We start from the raw sequence: 17,648 nt of genomic DNA, 5'->3' as shown, positions 1-17,648 counted from the left end.
GACTTTTCGACCCGCCCCCGAACGGAGTCGACATGGAAGGGACGCCAGTCACCGTCGAATCGGTCACCGAAGTCGGTCCGGACACCGTTGCACTCGAGCTCGAAACGCCCGACGGGTTCGACGCCCTGCCGGGCCAGTTCGTCTTGCTCCGGGCCAGCCCCGACGACGAGGTGCTTTCGCGTCACTACACGCTCTCGTCGCCGGACGTCGGAGCGACGTTCGAACTCACGGTCGGCATCGATCCCGACGGCGACCTCTCGCCGTGGCTCGCCGACCTCGAGGCCGGTGAAACCGTCAACGTCGAGGGGCCGTTCGGCAGAATTACCTACGACGGCGAGGACGACGTCGTCGCGGTCGCCGGCGGGCCGGGGATCGGTCCCGCGGTCGCGATCGCCGAAGCGGCTCACAACGCGGGCCGCGACGCCGTCGTGATCTATCAGGCGGACGAACCGGCCCACACCGATCGCCTCGAGGCGCTCGAGAGTGCCGGTGCAACGATTCGGTACGTCGACGAGGACGATGACGACACCTTGGCGGATGCGATCGCCACGCACCGTGAGGACGGCCAGCTGTACGCGTTCGGCTTCGAAGACTTCGTCACGTTCGTCGCCGAGGCGATCGACGACGCCGGCGGCGACCCGGACGAAGCGTTAATCGAAAACTTCGGCTGACGATCGGCGTCACTCGCTTCCGGACCGCGCGGCCGGCCTCGAGGTGCCGGCCGGGCGAACTCACGCGTCGGGTTCTGTGGACCGTCCCATCACGCGTCGGGTTCCGTGGATCGCCCCAGTTGCACGAATGCGAGCGCCGCTCCAAGCAGGGCGGTGTTCTTCGAGAAGTCGTTGATCTGTTGTTGTTTTGCTTCCGGGTCGTCGATGTTCCAGAAATCGTGCATCAGCGGCGTGGCGGTGGCGAAGAATCCGGCTACTGCGGCGGCGGAGGCGGCCGGCACCCGCCACAGCGCGATCCCGATACCGCCGAACAGGAGTCCGCCGCTTATCGCGGGCACCGAAAACGACGGGACGGGGACGCCCTTCGTTTCGGCGAACTGTACTCGGCCCTCGAGGCTCCGGAGGTTGTCTGTCGCCATGAACGCGAGGACGGCACCGAACAGGACGCGTGCGATCCGAAACAGCCCGTTTTCGGGTATCGAACTAGCGTCCGTCTCCGACCGTCGGGGACTCTCGCTCGGACTGCCGCGCCGTGTCTCGCGTTGCAGGAGGTCGGTCATACTCATTTTCCTACGCTCTCCTATACGTGCGACGGGTTTCAGTTCACCCGTGACATTTGCCTGTTTCGGGAGCGCTGACTATCCCTCCAGCGGACAGGTTAGAGCGCTTGACAAAGGTGTTTATTCCGCATCGTGGTGGAAACGCGTATGCGACGACGAGACCTCCTCGCCGGAACGACCGGCGCGGTCTGTGGACTGGCCGGCTGCACGGGTTCGACGTTCGACCGACTCCAGTCGGACCGTCCCGGTACCGACGGTGACGAGTCCGCGACCGACTCGAGCGATACTACCCGATCGAGCTCGGCCGACACGATCGAAGTCGGCGATCCCGACGAGGTTCCGTTCCCCGACGCCCACCCGCCACACGAGTTCGAACTGCGAAACGAGGGCGAGACCGATCGAACGGTCTCCGTTACGATTACGGCCGACGAGGATGACGATGGCGGAAACGATGACACGGACAACGACGGCGGCGCGTTGTTCGAGCCCGATCTCGATCTCGCGGCGGGCGGTGCGATCACGCTCGTCCTCGTCGAACCACGGTCGTACGCGATCACCGTCACGACGAGCAGCGACGACGGCACGAGCGAGGCGACCGTCACCGACGGAATCGACCGCAGCCCCTTCGACTGCACCCGTTCTCGAACGACCCTGACACTAAGCGAAACCGGCACGCAGACGGAGTCGATCTCGACCTCGATATCCTGTCCGACCCCAGTGGTTGCAGACGCGTCCCTCGAGGTCGGCGAGCGGGAGTGTGCGGGCGGAACGGACGAGGACGGTGCGACCGTCGAGTTCGCGGACGAAACGGTGATCGTCGACGGCGATATCACGATTCCGACGCCGTGTCACGGCCTCTCGCTGGCCGAGACGGAGTACGACGAGCGACGAGATGTCCTCGCGATCACCGTCGCCGTCGGCGACCAGGAGGACGGCACCTGTATCGATTGTCTCGGCACCGCCGACTACGCGGCCCGAATCGATCTCGAGGGGCGGTATCCGGAACGCGTCGACGTTCACCACGAGACCGGCGACGAGAGCCAGCGGATCACTGCGGCCGAGTATGACGATTCGGCTGGGGAGTAAAACGAGAGCCGAGACGATCAGTGTTCGACGAGTTCGATCAGGATGCCGCCGGTGTCCTTGGGATGCAAGAACGCAACCGAGTGGCCCCACGCGCCCGGTCGCGGCTCCTCGTCGATCAGCGTCACGTCGTGGTCACGGACCGTCTCGAGGGCACCTTCGATGTCCTCGGTCGCGAGCGCGAGATGGTGGATTCCCGCTCCGTTGTCCTCGAGGTAGCGGGCGATCGTTCCGTCCGCTTCGAGCGGTTCGAGCAGTTCGAAGTAACCGTCACCGCAGTCGAGGAAGACGACGCGCATCCCGTCAAACACCTCCTCGTGAACCGCCTCGAGACCGAAGAGGTCGTCATACAGCGCTGCGAGGGCCTGTGCGTCGTCGATCGCGATTCCGGCGTGGTCGAAGTGCATCGGATTGTACTGCACGGTGGGGCCGTGTTATTGTTATGTTTTTTCGTGGCGTTCGAGTCGCACTCGAGGAACGGGGGCAGTGTCATGCGACCTATCAGTTCAGATTCCGGTGCTCGGACAGCCGATCAGCGGATCCGCCGTCGAGTTCGGCCACCGTATTCAGCTCCTCGATGGGGTTTCTGAATCGGTACCTCGGAAGTCGAAGTAACCGCTCTGCCAGGTGAAAATCGACATAACAGCCACTGACACGAGCGGATCGCGTTCCGCTCGAGGGCGGCGACTCGAGCCGTTACGCCTAGTCGGTCGCGTTGTCGTCGGTTACGTTGTCGGTGGTTGCAGTGTCGTTCATCTCGGTTTCGTTGTTCGCGGTTTCGTTATCCGCCGTCTCGTTACCCTCTCCGATCGGCTCGTCTTGTGTGTCGTCCGTCGCGTTCTCGTCGGTTTCCTGTTCTTCGGGGGCGGCTTCGTCGCCTCCCTCTGGCATCGAGAGGGAGTCGCCCTCTCCCGGTGGGACGATCTGCATGACCGCGCCCGTGTCGCCCGTCGGGGTACCCTCTTGATTTGCGAGCACGTACACGTTCCCGTCGTCGTCCTGGCCGAACATGCGGACGAAGTAGGGGAAGGATCCGTCTTCGGTGCCAGCGACCTGCAGTTCTTCCATCTCCCAGAGTTCGTCTCGCGGGACTACCTGTTCCTCGCCACCTCCGGCCGCGTCGGTCGCGGTTTCGTTTCCGGCAGCCGTTTCATTCCCATCGGCCGATTCGTTCATCGCAGCCGTTTCATTCCCACCAGCTGACTCGTTCATCGCAGCCGTCTCGTTCCCGCTTGCATCACCATCCATCGGTTCGGCTCCGCCACCGTCGGAATCCGAGGCGGCGAGAAGTCGGCCCGCCGGCTCTTCGCGGGACGGATCAGCCGTCCAGTCACCGAAGATGTACTTCCCGTCGAGTCCCTCGACTTGCCCGGCTTCGTAGACGTGACCGCCGACAATCACGATGCCGACCATCTCCTCCTGATAGACGTGGGGGTACTCGACGATCGGGTCCTGGAACTCCTGGCCGTCGTACGGCGGTTCGTCGGGAGCCGAGTCAGGACAGTCCTCCGGCGGCTGACTCGGGCTGTCCGTGCTGAAGCAGTGAGTCCCTTCCTTCACGTTCCAGCCGTAGTTCCCGCCGGACTCGACGATGTTCGCTTCTTCGAACAGGTCCTGACCGGCGTCGGCGACGAACAGCCGACCGTCGCTGTCGAACGAGATGCCGAACGGGTTTCGGAAGCCCCACGCATAGTGTTCGTCGAGACCCTCGTCGGAATCGACCAGCGGGTTGTCCTCGGGAATACCGTACGGTCGGTCCTCGCCCTCCTGATCGACGTCGACGCGAAGGACGCTTCCGAGCAGGTTCTCGCTGACGTCCTGTCCGTTCCCACCTTCGTTGCCGTCGTACCAGTCGTCGACGTGCCCTTCCATGTTGTCGTTCGCCCCGCCGCCGTCGCCCATCGGGACGTAGAGGTAGCCGTCGGGCCCGAACGCCATCGGCCCCGCGTCGTGGTTGTACTGGGGCTTCTGGAACTCCATCAGGACTCGTTCGGATTCGGGATCACCCTGACTCATGTCCTCGTTGGCCTGGAACTCGGAGACGACCTCGACGTGACTCCAGCCGTCGGGCGTCTCGTCGTTCGATGGCGCGCTGTAGTGGACGTAAAAGCGACCGTTCTCCGAGAACTCGGGGTGGAACTCGATTCCGAGCAGCCCGCGTTCGTCGTAGTCCTGGTTCGGATCCGCGTAGTCGCCCTCGAACGTCCCGAGTTCGACCATCCGATCGCTCACGTCGAGGAACGGCTCGTCCTGGAGCCCGTCGTCGGTGACGACCCAGAGCTCGCCGGTCTGGTCGGCGACGAAGTAGCGGTTTTGCTCCTCGTCAGCGACCGCCATATCCGTCGGCGCGGTCATTCCCTCCGCGATGGTCCGGACGCCGATTTCCGTCCCCGACTGGAAGAAGGCCTGGCTCTGACCGTCTCCCGATTCCTCACCGGCCTCGTCTCCGCCGCCGAGCGAAATCTCTCCGCGCATCGTGGCCCGGTGGGGTTCACAGTAGTACTCCGCCATCTCGCTCGTCGCCTCGAACTCGAGCGTCTGGGTCTCGCCCTGCTCGCTCATGAGTTCCGTCCGCTCGAGTTCCTCGCCCTCGCTGTCGACGATGACGAAGTTGTGTGCGGCACCGTCGAGGTTCTCCCACGTGACTTCGTACGTGGTCCCCTCCTCGAGTTCAAGTGTCGGGTTCGTCTCGTCCGCGATGGCGTCAGGCGAGACGCCCTGCCAGCCGCTCGTTTCGGCGCCGAGTTCGATCGTCTGGGTATCGAACTGGGCGGCACCGATCCCGCTCAGACCGACGACACCGCCCGCGGCTGCGGCCGCCTGCAGCACGCGACGACGGGACGCTGATGGATAGTTGTCGGACGACTCCGATACCGGGGTCGATCGCTCGTCGGGGTGGTCGCTCATAGTGCGCTCACGACAGGCGGTTACCCGAGACAAGGATAAACAGATCCGACCGTTCCTTCGAATTCCCCGCTCAATAGAGCGTTGTCTTCGAATCGCCCGACGGGAGGGGCTGTAAAAGGGTATTACTCGAGTCGGATGGGCGGTATTACGCGAACCGAATTCGATATCCAGTCGTTCACATCGCGCCGCCGGGCTGGTACTCCCCGAACTCGTCGCGCATGACGTTACAGATCTCGCCGACCGTCGCGTATGCCTTGACCGCGTCGATGATGTAGGGCATCAGATTCTGGTCACTCTGTGCCGCGTCGCGCAGCGCCTCGAGGGTCGCGTCGACCGCCTCGTCGTCGCGCTCTGCGCGGACCGACTCGAGGCTATCGACCTGGCGCTGTTGGTCCTCCGCAGTGACCTCTTCGACGTCCATCTGAGGCTCCTCGTCGACCTCGAACTCGTTGACGCCGACGATGATTCGCTCCTTCTCCTCGATCTCCCGCTGGCGGTCGAAGGCCGTGTCCTGGATCTGGCGCTGGACCCACTGCTGTTCGACGGCATCGCGCATGCCGCCGCGGTCGTCAACCTCCTCTAAGATCTCGTAGGCCTCTTCCTCGACCTGGTCGGTCAGAGATTCGACGTAGTAACTGCCAGCGAGCGGGTCGATAGTGTCGGCTGCGCCGGACTCGTGGCCGAGGATCTGCTGGGTGCGCAGCGCCGTCCGGACGGACTCCTCGGTCGGCAGCGCGAGCGCCTCGTCCTTGCCGTTGGTGTGGAGACTCTGGGTGCCGCCGAGAACCGCTGCGAGCGCCTGGTAGGCGACGCGGACGACGTTGTTCTCGATCTGCTGGGCGGTTAGCATCGAGCCCGCGGTCTGGGTGTGGAACTTGAGCTGTTTGGACTTCGGATCGTCCGCGTCGAAGCGCTCGTCGATGATGTCGTGCCACATTCGGCGGGCCGCACGGAACTTGGCAACCTCCTCGAAGATATTGTTGTGGCCGTTGAAGAAGAAGGAGAGCTGCGGTGCGAAGTCATCGACATCGAGTCCGGCCTCGATCGCCGTCTCGACGTACTCGATGCCGTCTCCCAGCGTGAAGGCGAGTTCCTGGGCGGCCGTCGAGCCCGCCTCGCGGATGTGATAGCCCGAGATCGAGATGGTGTTGAACTTCGGCGTCTCGGAGGCGCAGAAATCGAAGATGTCCGTGATGATCCGCATCGAGGACTCCGGCGGATAGATGTACGTATTGCGCGCGATATACTCCTTCAAGATATCGTTCTGGATCGTCCCGCGAAGCTCCTCGCGGTCGACGCCCTGCTGGTCGCCCACCGCGATGTACATCGCTAGCAGCACCGACGCCGGCGCGTTGATCGTCATCGAGGTCGAGACCTCGTCGAGCGGGATGCCGTCGAAGACGGTCTCCATGTCGTCGAGCGAGTCGATCGCGACCCCGGCCTTGCCGACCTCGCCGGCGGCCATCGACGCGTCCGAATCGTACCCCATCTGCGTGGGCAGGTCGAAGGCCATCGAGAGTCCGGTCTGGCCCTCGTCGAGCAGATAGTGATAGCGCTCGTTGGTGTCCTCGGGCGTCGAGAACCCGGCGTACTGGCGCATCGTCCACAGCCGACCGCGGTAGCCGGTCGAGTAGATACCGCGCGTGTACGGCGGCTCGCCAGGATTCCCCAGATCCGCCTCGTAATCGAGATCGTCGACGTCCGCCGGCGTGTAAAGTCGATCGACCTCCTGACCGCCCGTGTCAGTGGTAAACGATTCCTTGCGCTCGCCGAACCGCTCGAGGACGGGTTCGACTTCCTCCTCGTGCCACTCCGCTTTGCTGGCACGGATCTCCTCGAGTTCGTCGGGATCGAACATTATGGTCACTGTGGACCGGCCGGGGCTTGAACTTTGATGAACGCGTCGCGTTTGCGCGTCCGTCCAGCAGACCCGCGTTCCGATCGGTTCAAACGCTGTCGGTCGGATCGTGTTGCGCCGCCATCCGCGATGCTTCGTCGGCATAACGCTCTCGCGTCTCCGGATCGTCGACGCTCCCGAGCGCATCGGACGAGACGAGAAGTCCGGCTTTCGTCTCTCGAGCGGGCCCAGTAAAGCTCGTCAGGGCCCGCTCGCGACGGTGGTACCGTCGACCGTCTTCGGTCGCGTAGACGAGGATGATGAGGTTGAGCTCGTCATCGCCGTACGTTCGCTCGACGAGCCAGACGCGGACCTCGTCGCTTTCGCCGTCGCGGTCGTCGCTGTCATCGGAATCGATCCGCGCAGCAGTCGAATCTGATTGGTTCGAACTCATAAATATCACTTCGATCGCAACAACCGCTTATGTCTCGAGCCGACATTGTCTCGGTCATGGCAACGGAATCGACGGGTGGGTCCAACGATGCGGCCGATCGTCGCCGTGCCGCCCGCTACGTCGCGCCGTTTCTCGCGCTCGGAATGGTAAATCTCGGTCTCTTGCTCCGCTGGGGACTGGATCCGCTGTGGGCCTTTGCCGTCCTGCCCCCGATGGTGTTTCTCTCCGGGATCGGTTGGATCGCGTTCCGCCACGGCTTCCCGGAGCGATCGGCCGGAGCGGGCCCGAACCGGTGACCGCAGTGAGGAGGACCTCACGGTTAGCGGCCCGTATCGTACTTATACGTCGCCGATTCGGGGTCGATGCCGAAGTCTTCCGGTGACTCCTCGTCGTCCGCGTCGTCGCGCCCGTCCGGTGCGTTCTTGAACGCGTCCCGGAGCCGGTCGGGCAGTCGAAACTCGGCGACATCGATCGAAAGCGCCACTGCGTCCGGATCGACGCCGTCGCGTTTGGCCGCGAGCCGGTCCTGTAGAACGGACGGCAGGTCGGATTCGTCGATCCGTTGGAAGCCGAACTGAGCGAGATACCCTCCCTCGCCGGTCAGGGTATAGACGGTGTCGAACCCCTCGTCGCTCGCGTACTCCACGAGCCGTTCGACGACGTGGGCGCCGACGCCCTCTCCGCGCCAGCCCTCGAGGACGCCGATACTGGTCAGTTCGCAGACGTCCTCGCTCTCGTCGGGCTTGTGGACGCGGATACGACCGAACCCGGCCTTCTCGCCGGATTCCTCGTCGACCGCGACGACGTAATCGCGCGATCGAAACGCCGTCTCGTCGAGGCCCATCGACTCGATGTGATCCAGCAACCAGACCTCTTCCCTGTTTTTCGCGTCCCGGACGTACATGAATCGACGTAGGCGGCGTGTAGCCAAAAGCGTTTGTGAGTTGCCAGTATCTCAAGACCGCGGCCGCCTGGCCCCAGCGCATCGCGCCGTTCTTCGCAATTTTGCCCTCTCCCCGCATTCCAAACCCAACTGAATAGCCACTTATACAGCCAAATAGAAATGAGACATAGTGCAATACGCGATTCTATATTACAGACCAGTCCATTACATCGGGATAGGAGAACATATGGGCAAAATTTTTACCCCTCGATGTCAATGGTTCGCACATCATGGTCGTCTGCGAAACCTGCGGTGACGATGTCACCACGCGGTTCACGCATCGAATTCGAAGCGAAAGCATGACTCACCGTCGAACGCGAGACGTCTGTGCGAGCTGTCATCCGTTCGTTTCGGATTCGGCCCGACCCGATCGATCGACCGAGGAACTCGTCGCCGACGGCGGGACTCGAGCCGCTTGCCCGATCTGTTCGGGAACCACGGTCACCGATTCGGGTTCGTACGCGTGCGTCGATTGCGGCTGGACCAGCGCACGGTAGCCCGCAGTTGCGGCCCGTCACCCGAACCGCGAATCGGACGACCACCGTCTCGACCGTCGAACCGTCCCGACTGTCCCGATCAGTTCATCCGGCCGATAACGCCGCCTCGAGCCGGTCTTCGATGTCGTCCAGCTCCTCGCGCAGGGCCTCGCCCTCGGTATCCTCGAGGTCGTCGATCCGGTCGGCGATCCCCTGCAGCCGCGAGTACTTTTCGTCCTCGTCGACGCCGGTCTTCTGTACGTACACGTCCTCGTCGACGTCATAGACTTCGTTCTCCTCGAGGTCGGTCACTGCGAGGACCACGTCCAACTTGTCCCGATCGATGCCGGTGACCCACTCGCGGGGGATGCCGCGCTCGTCGAGGGCGGCGAACACGGTTTCGGCGTCCTTCGGCCGGCGGCGTTCCCGCGTCGTCCGTCTCACCGTGCCGTACCGTCCGTGAAGCCGCTGATCGGGCCCGATTCGCTCGAGTAGCGGTTCCCGGGCCGATCGGCGCAGCCTGTCAGAGCCGTGCTGGACGTCCGACGCGAGCACGTAGAGATCCGTCAGCGAGTCGGTGTCGAGCGCCGCGGGGTCGTCGGCATCGATCCCCTCGAGCAGCGCCGCGAGCAGCATCGCATCGTCGTGAACGCGCTGGGGCGGGTCCCGCGCGTCCGTCGCTGGAACGAGAAACGGCGTCTCCCCGCCGGCGGCGTCGACGTCGTACCTGATCGTCTCGTCGTCGGTCGCGTACGTGTCGGCCAGCGTCACGACGCTGGCGTACGGCTCGACGCCCGGCTGCAGTTGCTCGATGGCGATCGACCCCTCGTCAAGTCGCTCGAGGAAAACGACGAACTGCTCGCGCCAGAGCGACCGCCGCTCGCCGCTGTCGCCGAACCGGACCACGATCCGATCCTCGGCGGTCCGCTCGATTCCGAACGGCCGTTCGGAGACCGGCGTGATTAGTTCCGCACCCGGCTCGAGGGCCTCGCACTGTTTCCTGAGGGCCGTCCAGGTGTCGTCGGGTTCCATACGCAGCCTACGGTGAGCGGGCAGAAAAAGCGCGGCCACGAATCTGCCATCCGTCTCGTCTCGACGCCTCGGGACGGGTATCGATCGCTCACGAGGCGATAATCGACGGTTCGGGTTCCGAGCTGCGTCGGCGTCTATCGGAGAATCGCCGGGAGCTGGGAGAGCGACGAGAGGTGGTAAGTCGGCTCGGCGTCCATCTCGGTCAGGTCGTCGTCCTCGGAGCGCGAGAGCAGCGCCGACTCGAGGCCCGCGTTATCGGCCGCCCGAACGTCGACCGCCCTGTCTCCGACGTAGAGTGCCGATTCTGCCTCGAGATCCGCGATCGCGGCCTCGATGTTCGTCGGGTCGGGCTTGCGGCGGGAGAGCCCGTCGGGCGTCAGCGGACAGCCGTAGACGGTCTCGAAGGCAGGTCGGAGCCCGAACCGCTCGAGCAGCGTCGAGATGACGGTCGGGTGGTTGTCGCTAACGATCCCGAGAGATTGCTCGAGCGACCGAACCGCAGTGATATCGTCGTAGACCGATCGCAGCCCGCGTTCGACCGCTTCGCGCTGGGTGCGGACCATCTCCCGTGCGGCCCGCGCACAGAACGTCTCCGTTTCGATACCGAGGCTGTGACACCGCCGGGCGATCGATTCGAAGTCGCCAGCCACGATCGCCCGGACGGTCTCGGTCGCCGGCCCGGGACACTCGAGTGTCTCGTACGCTCGACCGAGAGCGTCGGACAGCCGCTGTGACGAGGGGGTCTCCACCACGACCCCGTCGAAATCGAACAGGACCGCATCGTACACCATGTAGCGGGCGTATTTTCTCGAGGATCATACGCTTGTTGATCGGGTCGGCTCGCACTGCCAGTTCGCTGGTTGCCGTCAAACGGGGACCCAGAGCTAAGAGCCCCCGGGTGCTATTCAGTCGCATGCTCCACGCAGAAGGGCCGCTGCTCACCGTCGATGTCGGTGAGCGAGCGGCATCCGAAACGGCCATCGACGACGTTCTCGAGACGAACGTCGGTGGACGGGCAGTCGCGACCGCGTTGGCCCACGAACGAATCCCGTTCGATGCGGATCCGTTCGGGCCCGAGAATCGCGCGTATCTCGCCACGGGACCCCTCCAGCAGTCCGGTATGTCCTTTACCGGTCGAATGAACATGACCGGGCTCTCGCCGTTGACCGACGGGTTGGTCTCGACCAACGCGGGGGGCTACCTCTCGCGGAACTTCGTCGGTACGGGAATCAGCGTCCTCGAGGTCGTCGGACAGAGCGACGAGCTACTGGCCGTTCACGTGACGGATCAGGGCGTCGAGTTCGAAGCGGTCCCGGAGCTCGAGGGGGCGACGGTGCCAGAAACCTCCGAGTACATGACCGAACGCCACGACCTCGGTCCGGACAACTGCATCGCGATCGGGCCGGCCGGCGAGAATCGGGTTCGGTTCGCCTCGGTGATGACGTTCGACTCGCGAGCGTTCGGTCGCGGCGGACTGGGTGCGGTCCTGGGATCGAAGAACGTCAAGTGCGTCACCTTCGAGGGCGACGCCGCGCCGACCGTCGAGATTCCCGATCCGCCCGAGATGGACGTCCACCGGGAGGCGGCCCAGTCGGACGACCTGATGCGGCGACAGGGGACGACGGGCAGCACCGAGTTCATCAACGACAATTTCGCGCTTCCCACCCGGTACTTCAGCGAGTACGAGTTCGAGCACGCGGATCGGATCGGCGGCAACGCCGTCGAGGAAAAGAAGTACAAGAAGGGCGCGTGCTCGGCCTGCGCCTACGCCTGCAAGCTGCCGACGCGGGACGAGGAGACGGGCGTCGAAACCGAAGGGCCGGAGTTCGAAACCGTCTACGCGTTCGGCTCGAGCCAGGGCGTCGGCGACATCGTCGACGTGATGCGGGCGAACGAGCTGTGTGACTCCCTCGGGATGGACACGATCTCCGCCGGCGTTACCGTCGCGGCCTACCTCGCGAGCGAAGACGAGTTCGGAAACGCGGAACTCGCGCGGGAGGTCACCGAGCGGATCGCGTACCGCGAGGGGATCGGCGATCTCCTCGCCGCGGGAGTCGATCGCTGTCACGACGAACTCGGCGTCGACAACTACACCGTCAAGGGAATGGAGTTCGCCGCCCACGACGGGCGCGTCCTCCACGGGCAGGGGCTCTCTTATGCCCTCGCGAATCGGGGCGCAGACCACATGTACGCCGGCATGTTAACCCTCGAGTACAGCGGCGAACTCGATCCGGAGGGCACCCTCGGGAAGGCCGAGCGGCTCGTCCAGGAGGAAAACGCGGCGGCGTTCCGTGATACGGGAATCGTCTGTGCGTTCGGCAGCGACTACGTCACCGACGACCGACTCGAGACGCTGTTCGACGCCGACTACGAGGAGCTCATGGAAATCGGTGCCCGAACCGTTCGCCTCGAGCGTCACTTCAACAATCAGCGCGGCTTCGACCGCGCCGACGACGGGTTGCCGTACGAGATTCCCGACCTCGAGGGGGCAATCGACGAGTACTACGCGGCGCGGGGCTGGACGGACGACGGACTCGTTCCGGACGCTGCGCTCGAGACGGTCGCGCCGTCGGCGGACTGAGAGCGGGAGAAAGCACACGTCAACCGAAACCGCGCGGTCAGCCGCCGTACACTGACGGAACCAGCCGAATCACGGAGTCGTCCGTCAGTTCCGTCTCGAGGCCGTCGATGTGGACGACGTTCTTCGTGTCCCTGGTGACGACCGTGTCTCCAGCCAGCCCCTCGCCGTCGTCGGCCACGAGTTCGCCCTCGAGCGGGTACGCGGCCTCGAGTTCGACCAGGAGTTCGCCGACCGTTTCGGCGTCGGTCTCGTGAAAAACTGTCTTCTCGCCGACCGCGTCGCGGAAGGGGCCGAAGAAGACGCACTCGAGTTGCACGGTGTGCCGTTCGATGGGAGAGCCCTTGTACACGAGGGTTCGTCGCGAGTCTCGAGGGGTCCCGAACGGCCCTCGATCGCTACCGGTTCGGTCACGCGATGTCGTCAGGAACGTCGAAACCGTAGAGGCGTTCGCCCTTCTCCTTACTGCGGATGTCCAGCGCCGCCGCACATATCGCCACCGCGGTCTCGGACCGGATGCGACCTCAAGCGAGGACCGTGCGAAGACGGACCGATCCGCCGCGACCGTAATCCTGTTGAGGAGCGTCGCCCGAAGCGAACCCAGTGGCAGCCGCGACGCAGCTTCGACGGTCGCTCTGGGTACTGGTCGCAGCGGCGACGCTGACCGTCATGGCGGGCGCGATCCTCGGACCGATCGTTCCGCAGATCCAGCGCGAACTCGGCGTCTCCGGCTCCGCGGCCGGCCTGATCATCACCACCCACGGCGGGGTGATCGTCCTGGCGAGTCCGCTCGTGGGAGCGCTCGTCGACCGGATCGGCCCACGTCGCCCCTTCGTCGGCGGCCTGCTCGTCTACGCCCTCGGCGGCGGCGCGGGACTCGTCGTCGACTCGTTTTACCCGCTGCTGGCCTCTCGAGTCGTCCTCGGGCTCGGTACCGCCGCGGTTTACACGTCGGTTACCGTGCTCATATACGAGCTCTACGAGGGGCAGGCGATGGAGCGCGCGCTGGGGTATCGGAGCAGCGCGAACAGCGCCGGAGCCGCAGTGTGGCCGCTGATCGGCGGCGCTGCCGGTGCCCTCGCGTGGAACGCCCCGTTCGGGGTCTATCTCGTCGCGCTACCCCTGGGTATCCTCGCCGCGGCGACGATCCCCGAAACGCGTTCCTCGAGCGAGGCCGACGACGCGACCGCGGACGGACGCGAGAGAACCGACGAGGGCCCCGGCGGTGTCGTTGTGGCTCTCGCCGTGTTTCGCGATCGGCCGACGCTTCCGCTCGTGTACCTGCTGTACTTCGGTGCGAACGCGCTCCTGTACGTGATCGTGGTCTTTTATCCGCAGTTTCTCGCCGGGATTGGGGTGACTTCGTCCTTCGATATCAGCCTCTATCTGGCGGCGAACGGCGCTGCGGGCGGTATCTCGGCGATCGCATACGATCGGCTGCTGCGCTACACCGGCCGGTCGACGCTCGTGTTCGCGGCGTTCGTCCTCTGGACCGCTGGGTTCGGGATCGCAACGGCGGTCGGAACCGCCGTCGGTGCGGCGCTACCGGTGCTACTGTTCGGCCTCGGCATCGGGCTGGTCTTCCCGTCGACGTTCGCGTGGGTCGAAGCGTTCGCACCGCCGGATCGACAGGGACAGTTCAGCTCCTACATCGCCTCATTCGGTTACACGGGACAGTTCCTCTCGCCGGTCCTGTTCGGAGCGATCGTCCCGATCGCGGGCATCGGCGGCGTATTCGTCGCCGCCGCTACCGTCGCCGGCATCGCAGCCGCTGCGCTCGGGACACACCGGTTCACCGGATCGTCGTTCTGAGGGAACTCGAGCGAACACTGTCACCCCCGGCCCTTTTTCTCCGAGCGTGGATAGCACGACTGGCAGATTCCAATGACGACCGACAACCCACCCGAGTCACCGCGCGAGCAATCGCTGTGGCTGGCCACGACGCCAACGACCGAGTACGGCCCTCTCGAGGACGGCCTCGATGTCGACGTGGCAGTCATCGGCGGCGGCATCACCGGGCTGACCGCGGCGATCGAACTGAAGGAAGCGGGACGATCCGTCGCGGTGCTCGAGGCCGATCGGATCGTCGAGAGCACGACCGGTCACACGACGGCCAAACTCACCTCCCAACACGGACTGAGCTACGATACGCTCGTTTCCCAGTTCGGCGAGCGGAAGGCGCGGCAGTACGCCGACGCGAACGAGGCGGCGATCGACGAAGTGCAGCGACGCGTCGAAGACGAGACCATCGACTGCGACTTCCGCCGGACGGAAGCGTACACGTACGCTGCATCGCCGGACGACCGGGAGACGATCCGAGACGAGGTCTCGGCCGCGCAGCAAGTCGGTCTCCCCGCCTCCCTCGTCGACGGGACGCCGCTGCCGTTCGACACCGCCGGCGCGGTCCGCTTCGACGAGCAGGCCGAGTTCCACCCGCGGAAGTACCTGCTGGCGATCGCGGAGCGGGTTCACGGCGACGGGAGCTACGTGTTCGAGGAGACGCGCGCGCTCGAGGTCGATCCCGGCTCGCCGTGTCGCGTCGAAACCGAACACGGCGAGGTCGTCGCCGACGACGTGGTGGTCGCGACGCACTTTCCCGTCCTCGACCGCGCCGGCTACTTCGCGCGGATGCATCCCCACCGCGCGTATCTGCTCGCCGTTCGGGTTGCAGAGACGCCCCTCGAGGGGCTGTTCTACAGCACCGATTCGCCGCCGGCGACGATGCGAACGTATTCGCCGAGTGCGGCGGCCAGCGGCGGTTCCGATGGCGGCGATTCCGACGACGGCGAACTCCTCCTCGTCGGTGGGCAGAGCCACAAGTCCGGAATCGATGGCCCGCCGACCTCAGAACGGTATCGGCGTTGTGAGGCGTTCGCACGCGAGCATTTCGACGTCGAATCAGTCGAGTACCGCTGGTCGACGATGGACTACTCGCCGGTGGACGACGTTCCCTTCATCGGACGGATCGATCCGCTGTCGAAGCACGTCTACGTCGGCACCGGGTTCGGCGGCTGGGGGATGACCAACGGCACCGCCGCGGGGATGATCCTCGCCGATCTGATCGTCGAGGGATCGAACCCCTGGGCCGACGTCTTCGATCCCCAGCGATTCACGCCGAAAGCGTCGGCCAAGAGTTTCCTCGAGGAAAACGCCACAGTCGGCGGCAGTTTCGTCGGCGATCGGATCAAATCGCTACTCGCGTCGCTCGGGGCCGACGGTGCGATCGACATTCCGCCCGGCGACGCCCGCGTCGTTCGGCGCGCGAGCCAGCCCGTCGGCCTCTACCGCGAGGCGGACGGAACGACCCACGCCGTGTCGGCGACCTGTCCGCACATGGGCTGTCTCGTCCGGTGGAACGACGCCGAGGAGACCTGGGACTGCCCCTGTCACGGCTCGCGGTTCACTCACGAGGGCGAGGTGCTGTCGGGCCCTGCGGTCGAGGGCTTGTTGTACCGAGAGCTGTAATCAAAACTGGAAAATTGAGCGGTGTTACCGGAGGGAAACTGCATCGATCTCGATGCGCTTCGCTTCGGGAACCGTTTCTGCAGACTCGCTCGAGACGGCGTACGTTCCCCGTTCGACCGCGGCCCCGTCTTCGTCGTCCGGAAGCACGATCACGCCCCGGACGAGCAACGGTGCGATCACGCCGGCCGCGACGGCTCGCGGATCAGACAGCGGTGCTCGAACGACGACCCGATCGTCCGCTTCGAGGTCGTTCTCCGCGACCACCGCGCGTGCGGCCTCGAGCAGTTCTCCGTGCGTCACGGTTCGCTCACCGTCGCTCAGGATCGCCGTCTCGGGATCGATAGTGAGCGGCGGAAACGACGGGTTTTCGGTCCAGATTCCGGCGTCGAAGTGGTGAACGTCCGGCGCGTCGGGGTTCGAGCCGTAGCCGACGCGCTGTGCGCCCCGCGGGAGGTCGTACTCCTCGAGAGCCGAGACGGGCGCAACGAGGGCCCGAAAGTCGTCCGCGTCCGCGAGGTCGGTCGGCGGCTCGAATCGGGTGGTGCCCTCGAGCAGCGTCGTCCCGAAGAAGGCGAGCAGTGCGAGCGGGCCGTCGCCGACGACGCCGACGGTGACGTCCTCGCGAACGCCCGCGTGGCGGAGGAAGTTCCCGGCCTGCCACGAGGAGGTACACAGCCAGTGGTAGTCGTACTCCCGACTCGTCGCGTCGACGAGCCCGATCCGGTCGTCGCGGAGCTCCCGGGTGAACAGCTCGTCGACCGTCCCAGCGTTCATACTCGAGAGTGGGAACCGGGGCGGAAAAAGGACGCCGACTCGCGTCGCCGGCGTCGCCGTCGCGGCCCGCCGTACGGCGGGGTGAGTTCATACGGACTGCTGTAAGTCATTTTCGGCGCGACCGCGATCCGACCTGCGGTCGCGACGGCAAATCGTTACAGCAGACCGTATCAGTCGTCCGCTGCCGCCGGCTCGGCGTGGTCGATGTCCGTCCCGAGACACTCGAGGAACTGCGCGAGCCACTCGGGGTGGTCCGGCCACGCCTGGCCCGTCACGAGATTTCCGTCGCGCGTGACGCCGTCTTCCCACTCGCCGCCGGCGATTCGAACGTCCGCTTCGAGCGCCGGATAGCCGGTACAGGTGCGGCCCTCGAGCACGTCCGCCGCGGCGAGGATCTGGACGCCGTGACACAGCGCCGCGACCGGTTTGTTCGCCTCGAAGAAGTGACGGGTTATCTCGAGTACCTCGTCGTATGTTCTGAGGTACTCGGGTGCGCGGCCACCCGGAACGACGAGCGCGTCGTAGTCGGCGGGATCGACGGCGTCGAAGTCGTGATTCAGTTCGAAGTTGTGGCCCGGTTTCTCGGTGTAGGTCTGGTCGCCCTCGAAATCATGGATGGCCGTCGGACAGGTGTCCCCGGCTTCCTTCTCCGGACAGACGGCGTGGACCTCGTGGCCGACCATCTGGAGCGCCTGAAACGGGACCATGATCTCGTAGTCCTCGACGAAGTCACCGGCGAGGAGCAGTATCTGTTGTGCTGACATGGGTATCTCCGTCTAACCGTTCGGTCGCAACAGCCATAATCTATACTGTACGATACCGTGACACTCATAACAGCGGTCGAACCGCTCCGGCAACCGCTCCAGGA

Annotated in this window: 18 protein-coding genes; 7 read left to right on the top strand and 11 right to left on the bottom strand. The window is 65.0% G+C overall.

Going from position 1 to position 17,648, the window contains the following annotated elements; genetic code table 11:
- Positions 1-32: 32 nt before the first annotated feature.
- A complete protein-coding gene (locus tag CP556_RS16420; RefSeq protein WP_098726594.1) occupies positions 33-671 on the top strand; it encodes an FAD-dependent oxidoreductase in 639 nt (212 codons plus the stop codon).
- Positions 672-760: 89 nt separating this feature from the next.
- Here the strand turns inward: CP556_RS16420 and CP556_RS16415 are convergent, their stop codons facing one another.
- Positions 761-1,237: a DoxX family membrane protein gene (locus CP556_RS16415; protein WP_343124880.1), complete on the bottom strand. Its 477-nt coding sequence runs from the start codon at positions 1,235-1,237 to the stop codon at positions 761-763.
- 141 nt (positions 1,238-1,378) lie between these two features.
- Between CP556_RS16415 and CP556_RS16410 the strand changes: the two genes are divergently transcribed.
- Positions 1,379-2,317, top strand: coding sequence for a hypothetical protein (locus CP556_RS16410; protein ID WP_098726593.1), 939 nt, complete (start codon positions 1,379-1,381; stop codon positions 2,315-2,317).
- A gap of 17 nt (positions 2,318-2,334) precedes the next feature.
- On the opposite strand, the gene mce is transcribed toward CP556_RS16410, so the two are convergent.
- The 4 genes from mce to CP556_RS16390 form a co-directional block, all read right to left on the bottom strand.
- Positions 2,335-2,721 (bottom strand): methylmalonyl-CoA epimerase, encoded by a 387-nt coding sequence (gene mce, locus CP556_RS16405; RefSeq protein WP_098726592.1) that lies wholly within the window; start codon positions 2,719-2,721, stop codon positions 2,335-2,337.
- A 295-nt stretch (positions 2,722-3,016) separates the two neighbouring features.
- Entirely contained in the window at positions 3,017-5,221 is a 2,205-nt protein-coding gene (locus CP556_RS16400) for a PQQ-dependent sugar dehydrogenase (RefSeq protein WP_098726591.1), read from the bottom strand.
- A 175-nt stretch (positions 5,222-5,396) separates the two neighbouring features.
- Positions 5,397-7,079, bottom strand: a complete 1,683-nt coding sequence (locus CP556_RS16395) for an acyl-CoA mutase large subunit family protein (protein WP_098726590.1) — start codon at positions 7,077-7,079, stop codon at positions 5,397-5,399.
- Positions 7,080-7,167: 88 nt separating this feature from the next.
- A complete protein-coding gene (locus tag CP556_RS16390; RefSeq protein ID WP_098726589.1) occupies positions 7,168-7,512 on the bottom strand; it encodes a DUF7967 family protein in 345 nt (114 codons plus the stop codon).
- A 56-nt stretch (positions 7,513-7,568) separates the two neighbouring features.
- On the opposite strand from CP556_RS16390, the gene CP556_RS16385 reads away from it, so the two are divergent.
- The gene (locus CP556_RS16385) at positions 7,569-7,808 is read left to right on the top strand and encodes a DUF8142 family protein (protein WP_098727442.1); all 240 of its coding nucleotides are present in this window, start codon (positions 7,569-7,571) and stop codon (positions 7,806-7,808) included.
- A 23-nt stretch (positions 7,809-7,831) separates the two neighbouring features.
- Here the strand turns inward: CP556_RS16385 and CP556_RS16380 are convergent, their stop codons facing one another.
- The gene (locus tag CP556_RS16380) at positions 7,832-8,416 is read right to left on the bottom strand and encodes a GNAT family N-acetyltransferase (RefSeq protein WP_098726588.1); all 585 of its coding nucleotides are present in this window, start codon (positions 8,414-8,416) and stop codon (positions 7,832-7,834) included.
- 269 nt (positions 8,417-8,685) lie between these two features.
- Between CP556_RS16380 and CP556_RS16375 the strand changes: the two genes are divergently transcribed.
- Positions 8,686-8,952 (top strand): hypothetical protein, encoded by a 267-nt coding sequence (locus CP556_RS16375; RefSeq protein ID WP_098726587.1) that lies wholly within the window; start codon positions 8,686-8,688, stop codon positions 8,950-8,952.
- 84 nt (positions 8,953-9,036) lie between these two features.
- On the opposite strand, the gene CP556_RS16370 is transcribed toward CP556_RS16375, so the two are convergent.
- Together CP556_RS16370 and CP556_RS16365 are read right to left on the bottom strand one after the other, a co-directional pair.
- Positions 9,037-9,963: a DUF7983 family protein gene (locus CP556_RS16370; RefSeq protein WP_098726586.1), complete on the bottom strand. Its 927-nt coding sequence runs from the start codon at positions 9,961-9,963 to the stop codon at positions 9,037-9,039.
- Positions 9,964-10,097: 134 nt separating this feature from the next.
- A complete protein-coding gene (locus CP556_RS16365) occupies positions 10,098-10,754 on the bottom strand; it encodes an HAD family hydrolase (RefSeq protein WP_098726585.1) in 657 nt (218 codons plus the stop codon).
- A gap of 122 nt (positions 10,755-10,876) precedes the next feature.
- Here CP556_RS16365 and CP556_RS16360 point away from each other — a divergent pair, with 122 nt between their 5' ends.
- On the top strand, positions 10,877-12,544 hold the full coding sequence (locus CP556_RS16360) for an aldehyde ferredoxin oxidoreductase C-terminal domain-containing protein (RefSeq protein ID WP_098726584.1): 1,668 nt from the start codon (positions 10,877-10,879) through the stop codon (positions 12,542-12,544).
- Between the two features lie 37 nt (positions 12,545-12,581).
- On the opposite strand, the gene CP556_RS16355 is transcribed toward CP556_RS16360, so the two are convergent.
- A complete protein-coding gene (locus CP556_RS16355) occupies positions 12,582-12,860 on the bottom strand; it encodes a MoaD/ThiS family protein (protein ID WP_098727441.1) in 279 nt (92 codons plus the stop codon).
- Between the two features lie 284 nt (positions 12,861-13,144).
- On the opposite strand from CP556_RS16355, the gene CP556_RS16350 reads away from it, so the two are divergent.
- Together CP556_RS16350 and CP556_RS16345 are read left to right on the top strand one after the other, a co-directional pair.
- Positions 13,145-14,353, top strand: a complete 1,209-nt coding sequence (locus tag CP556_RS16350) for an MFS transporter (RefSeq protein WP_098726583.1) — start codon at positions 13,145-13,147, stop codon at positions 14,351-14,353.
- Between the two features lie 72 nt (positions 14,354-14,425).
- Positions 14,426-16,006 (top strand): FAD-dependent oxidoreductase, encoded by a 1,581-nt coding sequence (locus CP556_RS16345; protein WP_098726582.1) that lies wholly within the window; start codon positions 14,426-14,428, stop codon positions 16,004-16,006.
- Positions 16,007-16,030: 24 nt separating this feature from the next.
- Here CP556_RS16345 and CP556_RS16340 read toward each other — a convergent pair whose 3' ends face one another.
- On the bottom strand, positions 16,031-16,780 hold the full coding sequence (locus CP556_RS16340) for a hypothetical protein (RefSeq protein WP_098726581.1): 750 nt from the start codon (positions 16,778-16,780) through the stop codon (positions 16,031-16,033).
- Between the two features lie 170 nt (positions 16,781-16,950).
- Positions 16,951-17,544, bottom strand: a complete 594-nt coding sequence (locus CP556_RS16335; RefSeq protein WP_098726580.1) for a DJ-1/PfpI family protein — start codon at positions 17,542-17,544, stop codon at positions 16,951-16,953.
- Positions 17,545-17,648 lie beyond the last annotated feature (104 nt).

Source organism: Natrinema sp. CBA1119 (genome assembly GCF_002572525.1).
Taxonomy (GTDB): Archaea; Halobacteriota; Halobacteria; order Halobacteriales; family Natrialbaceae; genus Natrinema.
This window is presented reverse-complemented; position numbering and strand designations above follow the sequence as displayed.